General features: G+C 72.7%; 18 protein-coding genes and 1 tRNA gene. 10 read left to right on the top strand and 9 right to left on the bottom strand.

The window, feature by feature from the left end:
• Positions 1–10: 10 nt before the first annotated feature.
• Entirely contained in the window at positions 11–535 is a 525-nt protein-coding gene (locus D450_RS0117070) for a peptidylprolyl isomerase (RefSeq protein WP_026128606.1), read from the top strand.
• Between the two features lie 7 nt (positions 536–542).
• A complete protein-coding gene (locus D450_RS0117065) occupies positions 543–1451 on the top strand; it encodes a rhomboid family intramembrane serine protease (RefSeq protein WP_017539868.1) in 909 nt (302 codons plus the stop codon).
• A 206-nt stretch (positions 1452–1657) separates the two neighbouring features.
• Here D450_RS0117065 and D450_RS0117060 read toward each other — a convergent pair whose 3' ends face one another.
• The 8 genes from D450_RS0117060 to D450_RS0117025 form a co-directional block, all read right to left on the bottom strand.
• Complete coding sequence (locus tag D450_RS0117060; protein ID WP_017539867.1) at positions 1658–1918, bottom strand: cell division protein CrgA; 261 nt, start codon at positions 1916–1918, stop codon at positions 1658–1660.
• A 64-nt stretch (positions 1919–1982) separates the two neighbouring features.
• The gene (gene pknB, locus D450_RS0117055; protein ID WP_017539866.1) at positions 1983–3794 is read right to left on the bottom strand and encodes a Stk1 family PASTA domain-containing Ser/Thr kinase; all 1812 of its coding nucleotides are present in this window, start codon (positions 3792–3794) and stop codon (positions 1983–1985) included.
• A gap of 45 nt (positions 3795–3839) precedes the next feature.
• On the bottom strand, positions 3840–5303 hold the full coding sequence (locus tag D450_RS0117050) for a serine/threonine-protein kinase (protein WP_026128605.1): 1464 nt from the start codon (positions 5301–5303) through the stop codon (positions 3840–3842).
• Entirely contained in the window at positions 5300–6736 is a 1437-nt protein-coding gene (locus tag D450_RS0117045) for a peptidoglycan D,D-transpeptidase FtsI family protein (RefSeq protein ID WP_017539865.1), read from the bottom strand. The genes D450_RS0117050 and D450_RS0117045 overlap by 4 nt, the downstream gene beginning before the upstream one ends.
• Entirely contained in the window at positions 6733–8166 is a 1434-nt protein-coding gene (locus D450_RS0117040) for an FtsW/RodA/SpoVE family cell cycle protein (RefSeq protein ID WP_017539864.1), read from the bottom strand. The genes D450_RS0117045 and D450_RS0117040 overlap by 4 nt, the downstream gene beginning before the upstream one ends.
• The gene (locus D450_RS0117035) at positions 8163–9521 is read right to left on the bottom strand and encodes a Stp1/IreP family PP2C-type Ser/Thr phosphatase (RefSeq protein WP_017539863.1); all 1359 of its coding nucleotides are present in this window, start codon (positions 9519–9521) and stop codon (positions 8163–8165) included. The genes D450_RS0117040 and D450_RS0117035 overlap by 4 nt, the downstream gene beginning before the upstream one ends.
• Positions 9518–10018: an FHA domain-containing protein FhaB/FipA gene (locus D450_RS0117030; RefSeq protein ID WP_017539862.1), complete on the bottom strand. Its 501-nt coding sequence runs from the start codon at positions 10016–10018 to the stop codon at positions 9518–9520. The genes D450_RS0117035 and D450_RS0117030 overlap by 4 nt, the downstream gene beginning before the upstream one ends.
• A gap of 261 nt (positions 10019–10279) precedes the next feature.
• Positions 10280–11041, bottom strand: a complete 762-nt coding sequence (locus D450_RS0117025) for an FhaA domain-containing protein (RefSeq protein ID WP_449289471.1) — start codon at positions 11039–11041, stop codon at positions 10280–10282.
• Positions 11042–11276: 235 nt separating this feature from the next.
• Here D450_RS0117025 and D450_RS0117020 point away from each other — a divergent pair.
• Positions 11277–11359: transfer RNA gene (locus D450_RS0117020), tRNA-Leu, on the top strand.
• 78 nt (positions 11360–11437) lie between these two features.
• Here D450_RS0117020 and D450_RS0117015 read toward each other — a convergent pair.
• Positions 11438–11896: an SSI family serine proteinase inhibitor gene (locus D450_RS0117015; protein ID WP_017539860.1), complete on the bottom strand. Its 459-nt coding sequence runs from the start codon at positions 11894–11896 to the stop codon at positions 11438–11440.
• Positions 11897–12002: 106 nt separating this feature from the next.
• Here D450_RS0117015 and D450_RS0117010 point away from each other — a divergent pair, with 106 nt between their 5' ends.
• The 7 genes from D450_RS0117010 to pheA all read left to right on the top strand — a co-directional run bounded on the left by D450_RS0117010 (position 12003) and on the right by pheA (position 17758).
• Positions 12003–12335 (top strand): rhodanese-like domain-containing protein, encoded by a 333-nt coding sequence (locus D450_RS0117010; RefSeq protein WP_017539859.1) that lies wholly within the window; start codon positions 12003–12005, stop codon positions 12333–12335.
• Positions 12336–12375: 40 nt separating this feature from the next.
• Entirely contained in the window at positions 12376–14316 is a 1941-nt protein-coding gene (locus D450_RS0117005) for a PAS domain S-box protein (RefSeq protein WP_017539858.1), read from the top strand.
• A 79-nt stretch (positions 14317–14395) separates the two neighbouring features.
• Positions 14396–14953 (top strand): ATP-binding protein, encoded by a 558-nt coding sequence (locus tag D450_RS0117000; RefSeq protein WP_239647272.1) that lies wholly within the window; start codon positions 14396–14398, stop codon positions 14951–14953.
• 117 nt (positions 14954–15070) lie between these two features.
• Positions 15071–15424: an STAS domain-containing protein gene (locus D450_RS0116995; protein WP_193374741.1), complete on the top strand. Its 354-nt coding sequence runs from the start codon at positions 15071–15073 to the stop codon at positions 15422–15424.
• A gap of 26 nt (positions 15425–15450) precedes the next feature.
• Positions 15451–16278, top strand: a complete 828-nt coding sequence (locus D450_RS0116990; protein WP_017539855.1) for a glycosyltransferase — start codon at positions 15451–15453, stop codon at positions 16276–16278.
• Between the two features lie 39 nt (positions 16279–16317).
• Positions 16318–16806 carry a DUF4446 family protein gene (locus D450_RS0116985; protein ID WP_239647271.1) on the top strand — a complete coding sequence of 163 codons (489 nt, stop codon included), beginning with the start codon at positions 16318–16320 and terminating at the stop codon, positions 16804–16806.
• Positions 16807–16816: 10 nt separating this feature from the next.
• Entirely contained in the window at positions 16817–17758 is a 942-nt protein-coding gene (gene pheA / locus D450_RS0116980) for a prephenate dehydratase (RefSeq protein WP_017539853.1), read from the top strand.
• Positions 17759–17928: the final 170 nt, after the last annotated feature.

The raw sequence follows: 17928 nt of genomic DNA, 5'->3' as shown, positions 1-17928 counted from the left end.
AAGGCACGTGGTGTCCGACGCAAACGGACAGCCCAAGGCGCGGCTGAAGACCAACCAGGGGACGATCGTCGTCACGCTCTTCGCGGACAAGGCTCCGGAGACGGTCGACAACTTCATCGGACTGGCCGAGGGGACCCGCCAGTGGGTCGACCCGACCACCGGCAAGCCGAGCAACGGCAGGCTCTACGACGGGACGATCTTCCACCGGGTCATCGAGAACTTCATGGTCCAGGGCGGCGACCCGCTGGGCAACGGGCGCGGCGGCCCCGGCTACAAGTTCAAGGACGAGTTCCACGACGCGCTCAAGTTCGACCGCCCCTACCTGCTGGCGATGGCCAACGCCGGGCCGAACACCAACGGGTCGCAGTTCTTCATCACCGTGGGCACCCCGGACTGGCTGAACAACCGGCACACCATCTTCGGCGAGGTCGTCGAGGGCGCCGAGATCGTGCAGGCGATCTCCGAGGTGGCGACCAACCCGCAGGACCGGCCGCTGGAGGACGTGGTCCTCGAGTCCGTCGAGATCGAGCGCTAGGTCCCCGATGGCCGCGGACCCCTCTCCGTCCCCGGGCACGGGTGCGGCTCCGGTGTGCTACCGGCACCCGGACCGCCCCGCCCGCATCACCTGCACCCGCTGCGAGCGGCGGATCTGTCCGGACTGCATGCGCGACGCCTCGGTGGGCCACCAGTGCCCCGAATGCGTCGCCGAGGCGAACCGCCGCACGCCCGCGCCCCGCACGGTCTTCGGCGGGCGCACCACGGCGGCCCCGTACGCCACCTGGACCTTCATCGGCCTGATGGTGGCCGGGTTCGGCGTCCAATCGGTGAACTGGGACGTCACCGGGCTGTTCGGGATGAACGCGCTGGCCGTGGTCTTCCTCGGCGAGTGGTACCGGATGATCACCGCGGCGTTCCTGCACGGCGGCCTGATGCACCTGGCCTTCAACGCGTTCGCCCTGTACGTGGTGGGGCGACAGTTGGAGTCCTGGCTGGGCCACGTGCGGTACGTGGCGCTGTGGGTGCTCAGCGCCCTCGGCGGCTCGGCGGTGACGCTGGTGGTGACCGCGGTGACGGCCGTGGCGTCCGGCGCCGTGCAGCCGCAGCTGTCGGTGGGCGCCTCAGGGGCCGTGTTCGGCCTCTTCGGAGCGGTGCTGGTGCTGGGCCGGCGACTCGGGCTGGACACCCGGTTCGTGCTGCTGCTCTTGGCGGTGAACCTGGTGATCACGTTCATGCCGGGCCTGAACATCGCCTGGACCGCGCACGTGGGAGGGCTGCTGACCGGTCTGGCCCTGGGGGCCGGGTTCGGCTACCTGCCCCGGGACCGGGAGGGTTCGGGGAGGGACCGCGGCTCCCGTAAGGCGGCGACGCACCTGGTCGTCGCCGGGGGCTGGACGCTGCTGATCGCGGTGGCGTCGGTCGTGAGCACGGTGGTGCTGCTCAGCATCGTGTGACCGGTCGTGACGGCGAAGGGGCGGGACCCGGCGGGTCCCGCCCCTTCCGCGTGCGCGCCGGTGCCTCAGAGCACGGTGATGCGCTCACAGCGGGGGCGCCGCGAGTCGAACACATCTTCCCACAGGCTGTGGACAACCATGTGGACAGAACCGTGCCGGGTTGTGGACAAACGTCCGATTCTCCCTACTGAGCAGGGAAAACGGGCTCAATGCCAGCGTGTGGACAAGATGACGCAGATGATGATCCCGCCGAAGCCGATGGCCAGGTTCCAGTTGCCCAGTTCCGCCATGAACGGGATCTTCCCGTCCACCCCGGCGATGTAGTACGTCGCGATCCACAGCACGCCCGCGATGCCGAACGTGAGCATCGTCGGCACCAGCCATCGCGGGCTGACCTTGGGCTTGACCGCTTCCGCCGGAGGCGTGTAGACGGCCTTCTTCTTGCGATCGTTGCGGGACTTGGGCACGGTCGCTGCTCCAATTACCAATCGGCCGGAACGGGCGCGTTGCGGGGACCAGTCTACGCCCGGGTCAGTCCCGGCGGCCCCACGGGAAGTCTCCGACCCCGTCACCGTCCCCGTCGCCGTCTCCGCCCTGGCCGCCGTCATCGCCCCCGTCGTCTCCGCCCTGGCCGTCGTCGCCGGTGGGCGGGCCCGTGGGGTCCTGCGGCCGGCGGGCGAGGGTCACGGTCACCAGGCTCCCCGGCTCGACCTCCTGGCCGGACTGCGGGTCCTGGGCGATGACCGTACCGGGCTCGGCCTCGGGGTCGTCGGCCTGCTGGAAGGAGCTGTTGAGCCCGGCGTCCGAGAGCAGCTGGGCCGCCTCCTGCTGGGTGCGGCCTTCCAGGTCGGGCACCTCCACGGTCCCGGTTCCCTCGGAGACCACCAGGTCCACCGCCGAGCCGGGCGCGGCCTCCTCCCCGGAACCGGGCGAGGAGCGGATCACCACGCCCTCGTCGTAGTCGTCGGACTCCTCGCGGGAGACCTCGCCGACGGACAGGTCGCGGTCCTGCAGCTCCTGCTTCGCGTCCTCCTCGGTCATCCCGGCCAGCGACGGCACCTGCACCGCCTCGGGCCCCGAGGAGATGTACACCGTGATGTCGGAGTCCGCGGGAAGGGTCTCGCCCTCCTCCGGGTCGGTCCGGGTGGCCTGCCCCTCGTCGTAGTCCGCGCTGGGCTCGCTCTCCTCGGAGACGCTCCCGGTGAAGCCCTCCTCCTCCAGCGTCTGCTGCGCCTCGTCGAAGGACTGCCCGGCCACGTCGGGAACGGTCAGGCTCGCGGGCTCGTCCTCGCCACCGCCGCCGTCGTTCCCGGTGCCGTTCATCAGCAGGAACCCGGCCAGGGCGAGCGCGGCCACGACCGCCAGGCCCAGCAGCACCCACAGCGCCGTCTTGCCGCCCCCGCCGTCGCGCCGGTCGTCGTAGTCGTCGCGGTCCTCGTCCACCGGCGGCAGCGCCGTGGTGGACCCGGCGGCGCCCATGGCCATGGTGTCGGGCGCCGGCTGCATGCCCTGCAGCCCCCGCTCCAGGTCCTGGCGCATCTCCTCGGCGCTCTGGTAGCGCTCGTCCCGGTCCTTGGCCATGGAGCGCAGCACGACCGCGTCCAGCCAGTCCGGGATCTCGGGGTCGACGTCGGCCGGCGGCACCGGGTCCTCGCGCACGTGCTGGTAGGCGATGGAGACCGGGGAGTCGCCGGTGAACGGCGGGCCGCCGGTGAGCAGCTCGTAGAGCACGCAGCCGGTGGAGTAGATGTCGCTGCGGGGGTCGACGCGCTCGCCGCGGGCCTGTTCGGGGGACAGGTACTGGGCCGTGCCGATGACCTGGGAGGCCTGGGTCATGGTGGCCTGGTCGTCGTTCATCGCCCGCGCGATGCCGAAGTCCATCACCTTGACCTCGGCCTGCCGGGTGAGCATCACGTTGGCCGGCTTGATGTCCCGGTGCACGATGCCGTTGCGGTGGCTGTACTCCAGCGCCCGCAGGATGCCCTCGGTGATCTCGGCGCACCGCTCGGGCAGCAGCCGCCGCCCGTCGTCGAGGATCTCCTTCAGGGTGCGCCCGTCGACGTACTCCATCACGATGAACGGCAGCGGCACGCCGTCCACGATGTCCTCGCCGGTGTCGTAGACCGCGATGATGGACGGGTGGTTCAGCGAGGCCGCCGACTGGGCCTCGCGCCGGAACCGCTCCTGGAAGGTGTGGTCCCGGGCCAGGTCGTGGCGGAGCGTCTTCACGGCCACCAGCCGGTCGAGGCGCAGGTCGCGGGCCCGGTGGACCTCCGCCATGCCGCCGCGCCCGATGAGGGCGTCGAGCTCGTAGCGTCCGCCGAAGAGCCGTGGCTGTGACATGTGCTGAACAGTTCCTTGTGTCGTCGCGGTGGCCGGGTCGTCGGGTCAGGGTCCTTCGCCGGCGTCCCCGCCGTCCCCGGGTTCGTCGCCCCCGGGTTCCTCGCCGCCGCCGGTGTCGTCGTCGCCCCCGGCCGGCGGGGGCGTGTCCCCGCCGCCGGGGTCGGTGCCCTCGTCCGGGGAACCGGTCTCGGGCGGCGGCGTGGTCTCCGGGTTCTCGCTGGGCGGCGGCTCCTCGGTGACCGGAGCCTCCCCGCCGTTCTCGGGCGGGACGTATCCGCCGTCCCCGCCCCGGCCGGTCCCGGTCGCGTCGTCCTGCGTCTGCTGCTGCGTCTGTTCCTGCGAGGGTTCGGAGGGGGTCGGCGAGGGCGAGCCGTCCCGCTGCTCGTTGCCGACGCTGCGCCCCTCCTGGCCGCCTTCGTTCCAGTAGGCTCCGGCGAACGCCACGCCGACCACCACCGCCACCGCCGCGACCACGGCCGCGATCACCAGCGGGAGGCGGGCGCGCAGGCCGCCGGATCCGCGGGCCACCCTATCCGAGGAGCGTTCCCGGTCCGCGGACCAGGACCCCGTGGCGGTGCGCTGGGCCGACGGGTTCGCCACCACGGTGCGTGTGGGGTCGGTCAGGTCCATGGCGGTGGTGGCGCCCAGCTCCTCGGCGGCGCGGCGCAGCGTCTGCACCGCGCGGGCCACCTCTCCGGCCGACTCGGGCCGGTCCGCGGGGTCCTTGGCCAGCAGCGCCAGCACCAGGTCGGCCAGCGGCGCCGGCAGGTGCGCGGGCAGCGGCGGGGGCGGCTCGCGGGTGTGCGCCAGGGCCAGCGCCAGCGGGCTGTCGGCGGTGAACGGCGGCTGCCCGGCCAGGCACTCGTAGGCCACCACGCCCAGGGCGTAGATGTCCGAGGCGTGCGTGGCGGGGCGGCCGGAGGCCTGCTCGGGGGAGATGTACTGGGCGGTGCCCATCACCATGCCGGTCTGGGTGAGCGTCACCGACTCCTCGCCGCGGGCGATGCCGAAGTCGGTGAGCTTGACCGTGCCGTCGTCGGTGACCAGCAGGTTGCCCGGCTTGATGTCGCGGTGCACCACCCCGCGGGCGTGCGCGGCGGCCAGCGCGGCCGCGGCCTGGGCGACGATGTCCGTCGTGACGCCGGGCTCCAGGCCCTCGTTGCGCTTGAGGATGGAGGAGAGCGGCTCGCCGGGGACCAGCTCCATGATCAGGAACGCCCGGTCGTCCTGCTCGCCGTAGTCGTAGACCTGGGCGATGCCGGGGTGGGACAGCCCGGCGGTGATGCGCGCCTCGGTGCGGAACCGCTCGCGCGAGGTGGGCTCGGCCATCTGCGCCGGGTGCAGCAGCTTGACCGCCACCGGGCGGTTCAGGAGCGTGTCGGTGGCGCGCCAGACCGTGCCCATGCCGCCGGAGCCGATCTGCTCGTCGAGCTGGTAGCGGCCGCTGAGGACGGTGCCCGACAAGCCCGTGGGGTCGTCGGCGGCGCCACCGGGGTCGTTGTCGCTCACTCGTTGATCACAGCTTCCATGATGCCCTTGGCGATGGGGGCGGCGAGGACGCCGCCGCTCTGGCCGCCGTGCTCGACCACGACGGCCACCGCCACCTGGGGGTCGTCTGCGGGCGCGAAGGAGATGAACCAGTTGTGCGTGGGGCCGCTGCCGGTCTCGGCGGTGCCGGTCTTGCCCGCCACCTGCATGCCGGGGATGGCGCCCTGGCTGCCGGAGGCGTCCTCGCCCTCGGTCACCAGGACCATCATGTCCGTGAGGTCGTCGGCGGTCCGGCCGCTGACCGCGGTGGAGAGCTTCTCGGGCGTGTGGCCCTCGATCGTGGACAGGTCGGAGTCCTTGACCGAGTCGACCAGGTAGGGCTTCATGACGTCGCCGTCGTTGGCGACGCCGGCGGCGACCATCGCCATCTGCAGCGGGGTCGCCTCGACGTCGGCCTGCCCGATGCCCGAGCGCCCGAGCAGGTTCCGGTCGGTCTCGTTGGGGTAGTTGCTGCCGAGCGCGGGGATCGGGACGTCCATCTCCCCCTGGTTGAACCCGAAGGCGTCGGCCTGCGCGGTCATCTTGTCCGCGCCGAGCTCGATGGCCCAGTTGGCCATCGAGGTGTTGCAGGACTGCTCGATGGAGTGGGCCAGGGGGTCGGGCTGCCCGCCGTTGCACGGCCCGTTCCAGGCGTTGGGCAGCGGGGCGCCGAGGTCGATGCTGGCCGGGGCGTCCATCGTGGAGTCGGGGTCGGCGCCGTTCTCCAGCGCGGCGGCCGCGGTGACCACCTTGAAGGTGGAGCCCGGCGGGTAGCGCTCCTGGAGGGCCCGGTTGAGCAGCGGCTTGCGCTCGTCCTCGGTCAGCTCCTCCCAGCGGGTGTTCGCCGCCTCGGTCTCGGTGAGGCTGCTCACGCCGTTGGGGTCGTACGTCGGGTTGGAGTACAGGCCCAGGATGGCGCCGGACTCCGGGTCGAGCGCGACCGCCGCGCCGTTCTTGCCCAGTGCCTCGAAGCCGTCCATGGCCGCCTGCTGGGCGGCGGGGTCGATGGTCAGCTCCACGCTGGCGCCCTGCGTCTCGGCGCCGGTGATCGTGTCCATGAAGTTGCGCACGGCCAGCCGCTCGTCGCTGCCGTCCAGCAGCGAGTTCTCCGTCTTCTCCACGCCTTCGGTGCGGATCGGGAAGGTGCCCACGGCGTGCGCGTAGAGCCCGTTGGCGGGGTAGTGCCGCTGGTACTGGTCGCTGTCCTCGCTCACCGGCTCGGAGTAGGCGACCTCCTCGCTGCCGATCAGGATCGGGCCGCGCGGGTTGGTCAGGACGTCGATGTACTGCCGGGAGTTGAAGGGGTGGTTGCGCAGCGATTCGGCCTGGAACGCCTGGATCCAGGTGACGTTGAGCAGCAGGACGCCGAACAGCGCCATGCTGAAGATCGCGAGCCTGCGGATGGGCGTGTTCATCGTTGGATCACCTGGGTCGCGCCCTCGTCCTGGATGGCCTGCGGGGCGGGCTTGCGGGCGTTGTTGCTCATGCGCATCAGCAGGGCCAGCATGACCCAGCTGGACAGCAGCGCCGATCCGCCCTTGGCGACGAACGGGATGGTCGCACCGGTCATCGGGATGACCCGGGTGACGCCGCCGATGACGACGAACGTCTGGAAGCCGATCAGGAACGAGATGCCCGAGGCGAACATCTTGATGAACAGCTCCTTGGAGGCCAGCGCGATGCGCATGCCCCGCTCCACCAGCAGGGTGAGGGCCAGCAGCATGACCATGACGCCGGTCAGCCCGAGCTCCTCACCGAAGGCGGTGAAGATGAAGTCGTTCTGCACCTCGAAGACGAAGCCGGGCTTGCCGCCGCCGAGGCCGGTGCCGGTCATCCCGCCCTCGGCCATCGCGAACAGGCCGCGCACGAGCTGCTGGCTGTTGCCGGCGGTGTTGCAGAACGCGTCCGGGTTGGCCAGCGCCGCGTCGGTGCAGTACACCTCGGGGTCGAAGGCGTTCAGCCAGGTCACCATGCGGACCCGGAAGTGGTGCACGAACGGGTAGAGCAGCGCGCACGCCCCGAAGAAGGCGGCCAGGCCGATCACGATCCACGACGACCGGTGCGTGGCCACGTAGATCATCGCCAGGAAGGTGCCGAACAGCATCAGCGAGGTGCCCAGGTCGTTCATCAGGATGACCAGGACGATGATGCAGAAGCCCCACATGACGGCCATCGGCGCCATGTCGCGCATGCGCGGCAGGTCCAGGATCTTGAACCGGCCGACCTTGACCTGCTTGCTGGCGAGCGAGAGCACGTCGCGCTTGCTCACCATGTAGCCGGACAGGAAGATGACCAGCGCGATCTTGGCGAACTCCGAGGGCTGCAGGCTGGTGAAGCCCAGGTTGACCCACTGCCGGGCGCCGTTGACCGTCATGCCGATGCCCGGCAGGAGCGGGAGCAGCAGGAGCACCACGGCGGCGAGCGCCATCAGGTAGGGGTAGCGCTGGAGGGTGCGCGGTTCCTTGAGGAAGAAGATGATGCCGGCGAAGACCGCCATGCTCGCGGCGGTCAGGATGAGCTGGTTCATCGGGCCGGCGCCCTCGATCTCCCCCTGCTCCAGGCGCCACAGCATCGCGATGCCCAGCCCGTTGAGCAGGGTGGCGATGGGCAGCAGGAGCGGGTCGGACCAGGGCGCGAAGAAGCGGATGAACACGTGCGCCAGCAGGGCGAGCCCGCCGAACAGCCCGCCGTAGAGGAACAGCTGGGGCGGCATCTCGCCGTTGCGGGTCAGCCCGGTCTCGATCAGGGCGTACAGGGTCAGGCCGATGGCCAGCAGGGTCATGGCCAGCTCGGCGTTGCGCCGCTTGACCGGCGGGAGCGCGAGGCTGTTCGACGCGGCGCTCACCGGGGCTCTCCGGACGGATCGTCGGAGGTGCGGGTGTTGTCGGCCGAGCCCTCGGAGGAGTCGGCGGCACCGGTGTCCTCACCGCTGCACTCGGGGTCGCTGCCGCACTGGTCGGCGGCGGTGCGCAGCTCCTGGACCTGGGAGTCGGCCTCGCCCCGGTCGGAGAACTCGATGGTGCGCTCGACCGCGCCGCGCTCGGTGGTGGGCAGCGCGTCCAGCGCGATGCCGGTGTCCTCGATCTGCTCGGCGAGCCGGTAGCCGGCCACGTCGGTGTTGATGCCCTGGTACAGGCCGACGGTGCCGCCCTCCTCGGAGACGCCGATGAAGTACCGGCCGTTCAGGTAGGAGGTGCCCAGGTACCAGCCGGCGCCGGCGATCAGGGCGACCACGACCAGGAACGCGGTGACCATGGGCCACCAGCGGCGGGGCCGCGGCGCCTCGTCGTCCTCGTCCCCGGGGGGCGCGTCGGAGCCCATCCCGGGGGGCCGGGTCATCTCGGCGGTGTCCCCGGCCGAGCGGTTCAGGCCCTGGGCCCGGCCGGCGGGGGTGTCCGGGGTCATGGCCGGCTCGCGGCGCTGGTCGGCGGCGCCGACCACGGCCGCGTCCCGGGTGGGGCCGACCGGGTCGGTGGCGCTGTCGATGACGTCGGCGACCACCGCGGTGATGTTGTCCGGGCCGCCGCCGCGGTTGGCCAGGTCGATCAGGCGCCGCGCGGCCGCGTCCGGGCTGCGCTCGGCCTCCAGGGTCTCCTTGATGGTGGCGGCGCTGACCACCCCGGACAGCCCGTCGGAGCAGAGCAGGTAGCGGTCGCCGGGGCGCGCCTCGCTGATCGCGATGTCGGGGTCGACCTGGGAGCGGCCGTCCAGGGCGCGCAGCAGCAGGGAGCGCTGGGGGTGGGTGGCGACCTCCTCCTCGGTGATCTTGCCCTCGTCCACGAGGGTCTGCACCAGGGTGTGGTCGTGGGTGATCTGCCCGAACTCACCGCCGCGCAGCAGGTAGGCGCGGGAGTCGCCGATGTGGATCATGGCCACCCGGGCGCCCGACCACAGCATCGCGGTCAGGGTGGTGCCCATGTTCTCCAGCCGCGGCTCCTCGCGCACGCGCTGGGCCAGGGTGGTGTTGGCGGCCTCGACGGCGCGCTGCAGCGCGTCCGTCATGTTCTCGGTGGAGGGGACGTCGTCGTCGAGCGGCATCAGGGCCGAGATCGCCATGGCGCTGGCGATCTCGCCCCCGGCGTGCCCGCCCATCCCGTCGGCGACCGCGAGCAGGTACGGCCCGGCGTAGCCGGAGTCTTCGTTGCCTTCGCGGAGGCACCCTACGTCGGAGTACGCCGCGTAGCGGAGAGCGATTGTCATTTGCGCAGTTCCAGGACCGTTTTGCCGATGCGGATGGGTTGCCCCACCGAGACGGGCTGGGGGCGGGTCAGCCTCTGCTGGCCGAGGTAGGTTCCGTTCGTCGAGCCCATGTCCTCGACGAACCAGCGGCCGTTCTCGGAGTAGATCCGCGCGTGCCGACCGGAGGCGTAGTCGTCGTTGATGACGAGGGTGGCGTCCTTGGCGCGGCCGATGAGGATCGGGTGGGGGCCGAGGGGGAGGGAGTTGCCGGCCAACGGGCCCTTGGTGACCACGAGGGAGCGCGGCTCGTTGCGGCGCCCGCGCGGGGCCTTGGGGGCGGCGGGGCGCCGGGGGGCGCTCGTGGCGTCCTGGCCGGAGGGGGAGGAGCGGGAGCGCCGTTTGGACTTGGCAGGGGCGCCGAGCAGGTCGGTGCGGATGACGCCGACCGCCATGAAGACGAACAGCCAAAGCCCCGCCAGGTAGGCGATCTTGATCAGCATGAGGGTCAAGTCGGACATCGAACTGCTCTTCAGCCCCTGTCGTGCTCTGGCGGGCGGCGCCGGCGCCGCCGCGTTCTCTCGGCCCGAACCCTAGGAGATCGTGTCGGAAAAACCCAACGGACCGGAAGCTCCTGGTCGGTTCCCTCTCTTCTGCTCTCCATGGTCTCGGCCGCCCGGCCTCCGTCGGCGGGCTCCGCTCCCGTACAGACGCGGCGGGAGCGCGTTCGGTTCGCTCTTTTTCCCGGGAACCGGCTCTGCCGCCGGGGCGGGTGCGGCCCTCTAGTCGCGGCGGAAGGTCATGGTGGTGCGGCCCAGGCTGATGCGGGTGCCGTCGACCAGCCCGACCCGGCGCACCTGCTGGCCGTTGACGAAGGTGCCGTTGGTGGAGCCGAGGTCGACCAGCACGGCCTCGTCGTCCTCCAGGCGGATCTCGGCGTGGTGCCGGGAGACCCCGTTGTCCACCAGCCGCAGGTCGCAGTCGGTCCCCCGGCCCAGCAGGGTGACCGGAGTGGTGAGCTCGAAGGACTGCTGCATGCCCTGGCCGGCGGTGCTGCCCTCGGTGGTGGCGCCCCCGGGGGAGATGAGCAGGCGGGGCTTGCCGGGGGCGGACTCGGCGCCGCGCGGCGCGTCGCCCACGGGCCGGCGGATCTCGCCGCTCTCCACGGTGGAGCCGCGCACCACGCCGGAGCGGATGCGGAAGCGGCCCGTCTGCAGCTCGGCGTCGGAGGAGAAGTGGACGCGCACCGGTCCCACGAAGGAGTAGCCCTGTTCGGTGGCGTAGTCCCGGGCGAGCTTGGCCAGCTCCTGGCCGATGCTGTCGGCCATGGCCTCCATCTGCTCGCTGTCGGCGGCGGAGAGCTCGACGATGAAGTCGTTGGGGACCAGGGTGCGCCCCTGGGCGACGATCGCCGCCCGTTCGTCCATCTCGCGCTGCACCGCGCTGGCGATCTCGACGGGCTCGAGCTTGGACTTGAAGGCCCGCGCGAAGGTGCCTTCGATCATGCCTTCAAGGCGCCGCTCGAAGCGTTGGAGCACTCCCACGAGGTACCTCCCTTACTCCACTCCGGTCTAGAACGATCGTAACCGGGTAACCGCGTCCACTGTTTCACGTGCATCGGCCGTACCGCTTCCGGAGGGGGCGGGGGGCCGGCGGAAAACGTGTGCGGACCGGTCCCGGAACCGTGCTAGCCTTATTCATGTCGCCAGGCGGACGGCGCCGGGAACACCGGAAAGCCCGAGCACCGGCCACTGGAGACACCTTATGTATATGTCACTCGGGCGGGTGGCGGAACGGTAGACGCGCACGGTTCAGGTCCGTGTGTCCGAAAGGACGTGAGGGTTCAAATCCCTCCTCGCCCACAGGTGAAGGGCCCCGTCCCCGGATCGGATCCGGGAGCGGGGCCCTTCTCGTGTCCGGGGCCGGTGATCACAGGGGGATCAGGGGGCGAGCACCGCCCCCATGTCCTCGTAGCGGTCGATCTCGCAACCGCCGGACTTGTCGAACTCGGTGGAGACCTCGGTCTCCCCCACGTGGCCGCTCACCTCGGCCACTTCCGGCCCGCCCATCTGGAAGGTGCAGGCCTGGTCCTCGGGGACCTCCTCGAACCCTTCGGCCCCCACCTCCTCCAGGTCGGCGCAGGCCGCCTCGGGGTCGGGGTGGTCGCCTCCGGCGGGACCGCAGGTGAGGGTCCAGCTCTTGGGCTCGGTGTCGCCCTCGGCGGGCGGGTCGTCGGCGTAGGTGATCTCGATGGACAGCTCGGTCGTCGGGGCGCTTGGGGTGTCGGGGCCGTCTTCCGGCGCGGTGACCGTGGTCCCTCCGCACGCGGCCGCCGTGCCGAGCACGGCGGCGAGCGCGCCTGAGCGGACCAGCGCGGCCGCGAGGGTGTGCGTGCGCATACCCTTTGGACGCGGGGCGCTACGGAGCGGTTCCATCCGTTCGGTTCGTTTCGGGCCCGTGCGGAGCCCCCGTCCAACCGACGTCGTGATGAGGGGGAGTCCCGAGGTGTTCGAGCAGAGCGTTCCCGTGGTCGAGGTCGGCACCGTCCCCGAGGACGGGTACGTGCTGGACGTGCGGGAGCAGGACGAGTGGCGGGCCGGGCACGCGCCCCAGGCGGTGCACATCCCGCTGCACGACCTCGCCCAGCGCGCCGGGGAGGTGCCCCGGGACCGCCAGGTGTACGTGGTGTGCCGGGTCGGCGGCCGCTCCGCCCAGGCGGTGCAGGCGCTCAACGAGGCCGGCTGGAAGACCGCCAACGTCGCCGGGGGCATGCAGGCCTGGGCGCTGGCGGGCCGCCCGATGGAGGCCGAGGACGGAGCCGAGCCCCGGGTCGCCTGACCCGCGTGATCCGCGGGCCGCGCGGTGGCACTATGGCCGGGTGACCCCCGATGGCCCGGAGCTCAGCGCCGACGCGGTCCTGGCGTCCTGCCCGGACGCGATGGTCGCCGTGGACGCCCGGCTGCGCGTGGCGGCGTGGAACCCCGCGGCCGAACGGCTCTTCGGGTGGTCGGCCGCCGAGACGCTGGGCCGGCCGGCCCCGATGGTGCCCTCCGAACTGCTCGCCGAGGAGCACGCGGTGCTGGAGCGGGCGCGCGCCGGGGGGCCGGTCTCCATCCTGACCCGGCGGCTGCGGCGCGACGGCACCGCGGTGGACGTGCGGGTCGACACCGGCCCGCTGCACGGCGCGGACGGTGCGCGCGCCGGCTGGCTGCAGGTCTTCCGCCGCGACGGCGACCACGGGGAGCTGCGGTCGCACGCGGCCGAGCGGGCCCGGCTGGTGCGGCGGCTGACCGACGTGGCCGCCGACATCAACGCCGACCTGGACCTGGGTGCGGTGCTGGACCGGATCGCCCGCAGCCTGGCCGAGCTGACCGGCGCCGACGCCGGGGGGTTCGCGCTGATCGAGGGCGACCGGCTGCGCCTGGTCAGCCTGAGCGGCCTGTCGGAGCACCTGAAGGGCTACACCGCCCCGCTGGAGTCGAGCCTGTTCGGGGAGCTGCTGCGCAGCGGCCGGTCGGTGCTGCTGGCCACCGACGACAACCGCAGCCTCGACGACCTGATCTGGGCCGACCTGGACGGGCTGCACACCATCGCGCTGGGGGTGTCCTCGGTGCAGGGCCGGCCCTACGGTGCGCTCTACGCCCTGTACAGCGGGCGCAGGGTCGGCCACGTGGAGCTGGAACTGCTGGAGCTGCTGGCCGCGCACGCCGGGGTGGCCCTGGGCAACGCCATGGCCTACCAGGAGATGGTGCGCCGCCGGGCCAAGGAGCACGCGGTGGTGGAGTCCAGCGCCGACGGCATCGCGGTGCTGGACGGCCGGGGCCGGGTACGCAAGTGGAACCGGGCCGCCGCCGAGCTCACCGGGGTCGCTCCGGCGCGTGCGGCGGGGCGCCCGCCGCCGTTCCCGCTCCCCGAGGGCGAGGGCGAGTCGGTGCGGCACCGCCTTCCGGGGGGACGGTGGGTGGAGATCCTGGTGACCGGGATCGGCGGTACCGAGGAGCGGGTGGTCGACTTCCGGGACATCACCCAGGCCAAGGAGCTGGAAGAGGAGAAGGACCTCTTCATGGCCACGGCCGGGCACGAGCTGCGCACCCCGGTCACCGTGGTCCAGGGGTTCGCCGGGACGCTGGTGCAGCGCTGGGAGCAGCTGGACGACGCGGCCCGCAAGGACGCGGTGCGCACCATCGCCGAGCGCTCCTCGGTGCTGGCGCGGCTGGTGGAGAACCTGCTGCTGGGCGCGGCGGCCGAGGGCGACCTGCGGGTCGGGGCCGAGGAGTTCGACCTGCGCCGGCTGCTGGACGAGGCCGCCGGGGCCTTCTCCTCTTTCTCCGCGCGCCACACGCTCCGCCTCGAGGCGCCCGACCGGCTGCCGGCGGCGCTCGGCGACCCGGTGGCCACCGACGTGATCGTGGGGCAGCTGCTGGAGAACGCGTTCAAGTACTCCCCCGACGGCGGCAGCGTGCGGATGGTGGCCCGGGCCGACGGCGGCCTCCTGGTGGTGGACGTCGAGGACGAGGGGGTGGGCATCGCCCCCGGCGACGAGGAGCGCATCTTCGGGCGCTTCGTGCAGGGCGATGCGGGGGACCGTCGCCGTTTCGGCGGGATCGGCCTGGGGCTGTACATCGTGCGCCGGCTGGCGCGCGCGCAGGGCGGGGACGTCACCGCGGATTCGCGCCCTATTGGGGCGCGGATGAGACTCACATTACATTCGGCGTCCTCGCGGGACGGGGCGGCGGACGACAGTGCCGGAGAGGGCGGGGTTTCGGTCCGATCCGCATCGCGGCCGGAGTCGGACGCGGGCCCGGACCAGGGGCGCTGAGTGTTTCCCTCCCCGGTGAACGGGGCATTTCGGCCCTGGCGGGCTTCAAAGCCGATGCTTTGCCGATAACCGGCGAAAGATGTACCGAGTTCTTCGGGAGACGGGGCGCGTGATGGACGGCTGCTGTGCCGCCGGTGAGCGGGGCGAGGTACGGGAGGACGACATGGCGAAGGCGGTGATCGTTCCCTATGCGCCGTCGAGCGTCACCAGCGCGCGGCAGCGGCTCTGCGCCGAGCTGGAGGACGGCGGCCTGGAGGCCCCGTGCGTCAACGACGCCGCCCTGGTGCTCAGCGAGCTGCTCAGCAACGCCCTGAGGCACGCCTCCCCGCTGCCTCCGCCTTTCCCTCCCGACTCCGTGCAGGTGGGCTGGGAAGTGGCGGACGCCCCTGCGGGCGGGGTCCGCCTGGAGATCCGGGTGTGCGACGGCGGCGCGCCCACGCTGCCCCGGATCGCCCGCCCCTCCCCCTCCGCGCTCGGAGGCCGGGGGCTGGGCATCGTGGAGCAGCTCGCGCGCCGCTGGGGGACCGAGGTCGACGGGGCGGTCACCACGGTGTGGGCCGTCCTGGAGCTGGGCGCCGGCCGGGACGGCGAGGCCTCGGCGCTCGTCTCCTCCCGGACGCGCGTGATGTCCGGCTGAGACGGGGGCGAATCCCGTATCGGGCGATCCCGGGCCTTCGGCCCCGGATGGACGTCAAGTGGCGAAACACCGGTCACCAGGTGGCCAGGTCCGCGCCGTGCCGCTACAGTCACGACTGTGGAGTTGAAGATATCGAGTCAGTCTCACGCGGATTGCGCGGTGGTAACCGTCCGCGGTGAGGTCGACCTGTACACGGCACCGCAGCTGCACAGCGCGCTCGTCGACGCGCTCGACGACGGGGCCCACCGGCTCGTCGTGGACATGTCCGGGGTGGAGTTCTGCGACTCCACGGGCATGAACGTGCTGCTGTCGGGCATGAAGCGCTCCCGGGAGAAGGGCGGCGACCTGGAGCTGGCCGCCCCGCGTCCGGCGGTGACCAAGATCCTCGAGGTCACGGGTCTGGACGGGGTCTTCACCGTCATCGACTCCACCGACGGACTCCCCCTGGCGCCCTCTTCCGCGCACAACTGACCGCTCACCTTTTCGGAGGGGCACCGATGGGCAGTGCTCCGCAAGGGCCGGGGGTCGCGGCCGTGATCGCCGCCAAGGACGAGGCCGACCGCATCGGCGCCACCGTGCGCGCAGTGCGCGGACTCCCCGGCGTGGACCTGGTCGTGGTCGTGGACGACGGATCGGCCGACGCGACCGCCGAGGCGGCGCTGGCGGCCGGCGCGCGGGTGCTGCGGCACTCCCGCAACCGGGGCAAGGGCGCGGCCATGGAGAGCGGCGCCGAAGGGGTGCGGCTGCTCGAGGCTGGCACCGCCGAGGGGGCGCCCCGCCACCGCCACCTGCTCTTCCTCGACGCCGACCTGGGCGCCACCGCCTCCGGGGCCGTCCCGCTGATCGGGCCGGTCGAGCGCGGCGAGGCCGACATGGCCGTCGCCCTGTTCCCCGCCACCCGGATGCGGCTGGGCGGCCACGGCTTCGTGGTGCGGCTGGCCCGGGACGGCATCCGCCGGGCCACCGGCTGGGAGCCCGAGCAGCCGCTGAACGGGCAGCGCTGCCTGACCCGCGCCGCCTTCGAGTCCGCACTGCCGCTGGCGCACGGGTTCGGGGTGGAGACCGGGCTGACCATCGACGTGCTCCACGCTGGCCTGCGGGTGGTGGAGGTGGAGGTGCCGCTGGAGCACCGGGCCACCGGCACCGACCTGCGGGCCCAGGTGCACCGGGCCCGGCAGTTCACCGACGTGGCGCGGGCGCTGGCCGCCCGGGAGCTGGCCCCGGCGCTGGCCCGGAGGCTGCGCCGCACCGGCCGGGAGGCGTCGGCGACCATAAGGTCCGTTTCGCGAAAAATCCAGCAAAGTCGCCGTAGAGATTACGAGTAGTCATGCTCCATGAGCGTGCCGTGGCGGTACGCTCGCAGCGTGTTGACTTCGCTCCTCGCCGCGATCGGCGTACTGGCGGGCCTGGGCGGGCTGGCGGTCGGCGGGTACGCGCTCTGGCGCACCCGCAGGGCCGCCGACGACTGCCGCGACCTGGTGCACCGCCTGCTTCCCGAAGGCAGCGGCGTCGACGTCCGGGCGATCCGGGACGTCGGCGTGGTCCGCTACGACGCGCTGGAGGAGATGTCCGGCGCCCGGTCCTTCTCCCTGGCGCTGCTCAACGCGGCCGGCGACGGCATCGTCGTCACCTCGATCAACGGGCGCACCGAGTCGCGCACCTACGCCAAGGCGGTGCGCGGCGGGGACGCCGCCGAAGAGCTCTCGCCCGAGGAGTACCGGGCGATCCGCACCGCCCGACTGGGCCGGCACCCGGAGGCCGGCGGCGCCTTCCCGGCGCCCGAGGACTCCGGCGCCGTCCGCACCCTGGTCCCCGGCGCGCGCCCCGCGGGGCCGCCGCGGTCCCGGGGGTAACCTGCGAGGCATGCCGAACCGCTACGCCTACCTCGGCCCCGAGGGCACCTTCACCGAAGCCGCCCTGCGGGCGCTGCGGCCCGACGCCGCCGACGCCGCCCTGCTCCCCTGCCCGGGGGTGGACGCGGTCTTCGGCGCGGTGCGCCGCGGTGAGGCCGACGCCGGGGTGGTGCCCCTGGAGAACTCGGTGGAGGGCGGGGTGCCCACCACCATGGCCGAGCTGATCAACGGCGACCCCCTGCTGATCACCGCCGAGGTGGCGGTCCCGGTGGAGTTCACCCTGTTCGGCCGCCCGGGCGCGGCGGTCGGCGACGTCAAGCGGGTGGCCACCCACCCGCACGCGCTGGCCCAGTGCCGCCGCTGGCTGGCGGCGCACCTGCCGGACGCCGAGGCGCACACCGTCTCCTCCACCGCCGCAGCGGCGCAGTCGGTCGCCGAGGCCGGCTCGCCCTACGACGCGGCCATCTGCGCCCGCATCGCCGGAGAGCGCTACGGGCTGGCCGCCCTGGCCGCGGGCATCGGCGACCGGGCCGAGGCGGCCACCCGCTTCGTGCAGCTGTCCCGCCCCGGGCCGCCGCCCCCGCCGACCGGCGCCGACCGCACCTCGCTGGTCGCGTTCCTGTCCGACGACCACGCCGGCGCGCTGGCCGAGCTGCTCGACCAGTTCGCGGTGCGCGGGGTCAACCTGACCCGGCTGGAGTCCCGCCCCACCGGCGACGGGCTGGGCCGGTACTGCTTCTGCGTGGACGCCGACGGGCACGTCGCCGACGCGGCGGTCGGCGAGGCGCTGATGGGCCTGCGCCGCATCTGCACCGACGTGCGGTTCCTGGGCAGCTACCCGCGCGCGGACGAGTCCGCCGACCTGACGCCGTTCCTGCCGGCCCGCACCACCGAGGCCGACTTCCAGGAGGCGGCGCGGTGGCTGGAGGACATCCGCGCGGGCCGGGTCTGAAGAGACGGCGCCCCGGCCCGCGCGCCCGCGGTCAGGCCTGCGGCCCCACCGCGCGATCGGTGTGCATCGCGCGCATCAGCTCGGCGCGCACGGCGGCCTCCAGGGCCTCGTCGTCGGGGGCCACGGAGTCGAGCTGCTCCAGCGCGGCCAGGAGCTCGGCGGCGGTCATG

Origin of the sequence: Nocardiopsis halophila DSM 44494 (assembly GCF_000341245.1) — a bacterium.
Taxonomy (GTDB): domain Bacteria; phylum Actinomycetota; class Actinomycetes; order Streptosporangiales; family Streptosporangiaceae; genus Nocardiopsis_A; species Nocardiopsis_A halophila.
Note: the sequence above shows the minus strand (reverse complement) of the source record. Positions and strands in the feature narration are given on the sequence as shown.

Bases quoted from the DNA above. Each gene is read 5' to 3' on its own strand.
- D450_RS0117065 (WP_017539868.1), top strand. From the start codon at position 543: ATGGCCGCGGACCCCTCTCCGTCCCCGGGCACGGGTGCGGCTCCGGTG.
- pknB (WP_017539866.1), bottom strand. From the start codon at position 3,794: ATGTCACAGCCACGGCTCTTCGGCGGACGCTACGAGCTCGACGCCCTC.
- D450_RS0117045 (WP_017539865.1), bottom strand. From the start codon at position 6,736: ATGAACACGCCCATCCGCAGGCTCGCGATCTTCAGCATGGCGCTGTTC.
- D450_RS0117035 (WP_017539863.1), bottom strand. From the start codon at position 9,521: ATGACAATCGCTCTCCGCTACGCGGCGTACTCCGACGTAGGGTGCCTC.
- D450_RS0117030 (WP_017539862.1), bottom strand. From the start codon at position 10,018: ATGTCCGACTTGACCCTCATGCTGATCAAGATCGCCTACCTGGCGGGG.
- D450_RS0117015 (WP_017539860.1), bottom strand. From the start codon at position 11,896: ATGCGCACGCACACCCTCGCGGCCGCGCTGGTCCGCTCAGGCGCGCTC.
- D450_RS0117000 (WP_239647272.1), top strand. From the start codon at position 14,396: ATGTACCGAGTTCTTCGGGAGACGGGGCGCGTGATGGACGGCTGCTGT.
- D450_RS0116990 (WP_017539855.1), top strand. From the start codon at position 15,451: ATGGGCAGTGCTCCGCAAGGGCCGGGGGTCGCGGCCGTGATCGCCGCC.
- pheA (WP_017539853.1), top strand. From the start codon at position 16,817: ATGCCGAACCGCTACGCCTACCTCGGCCCCGAGGGCACCTTCACCGAA.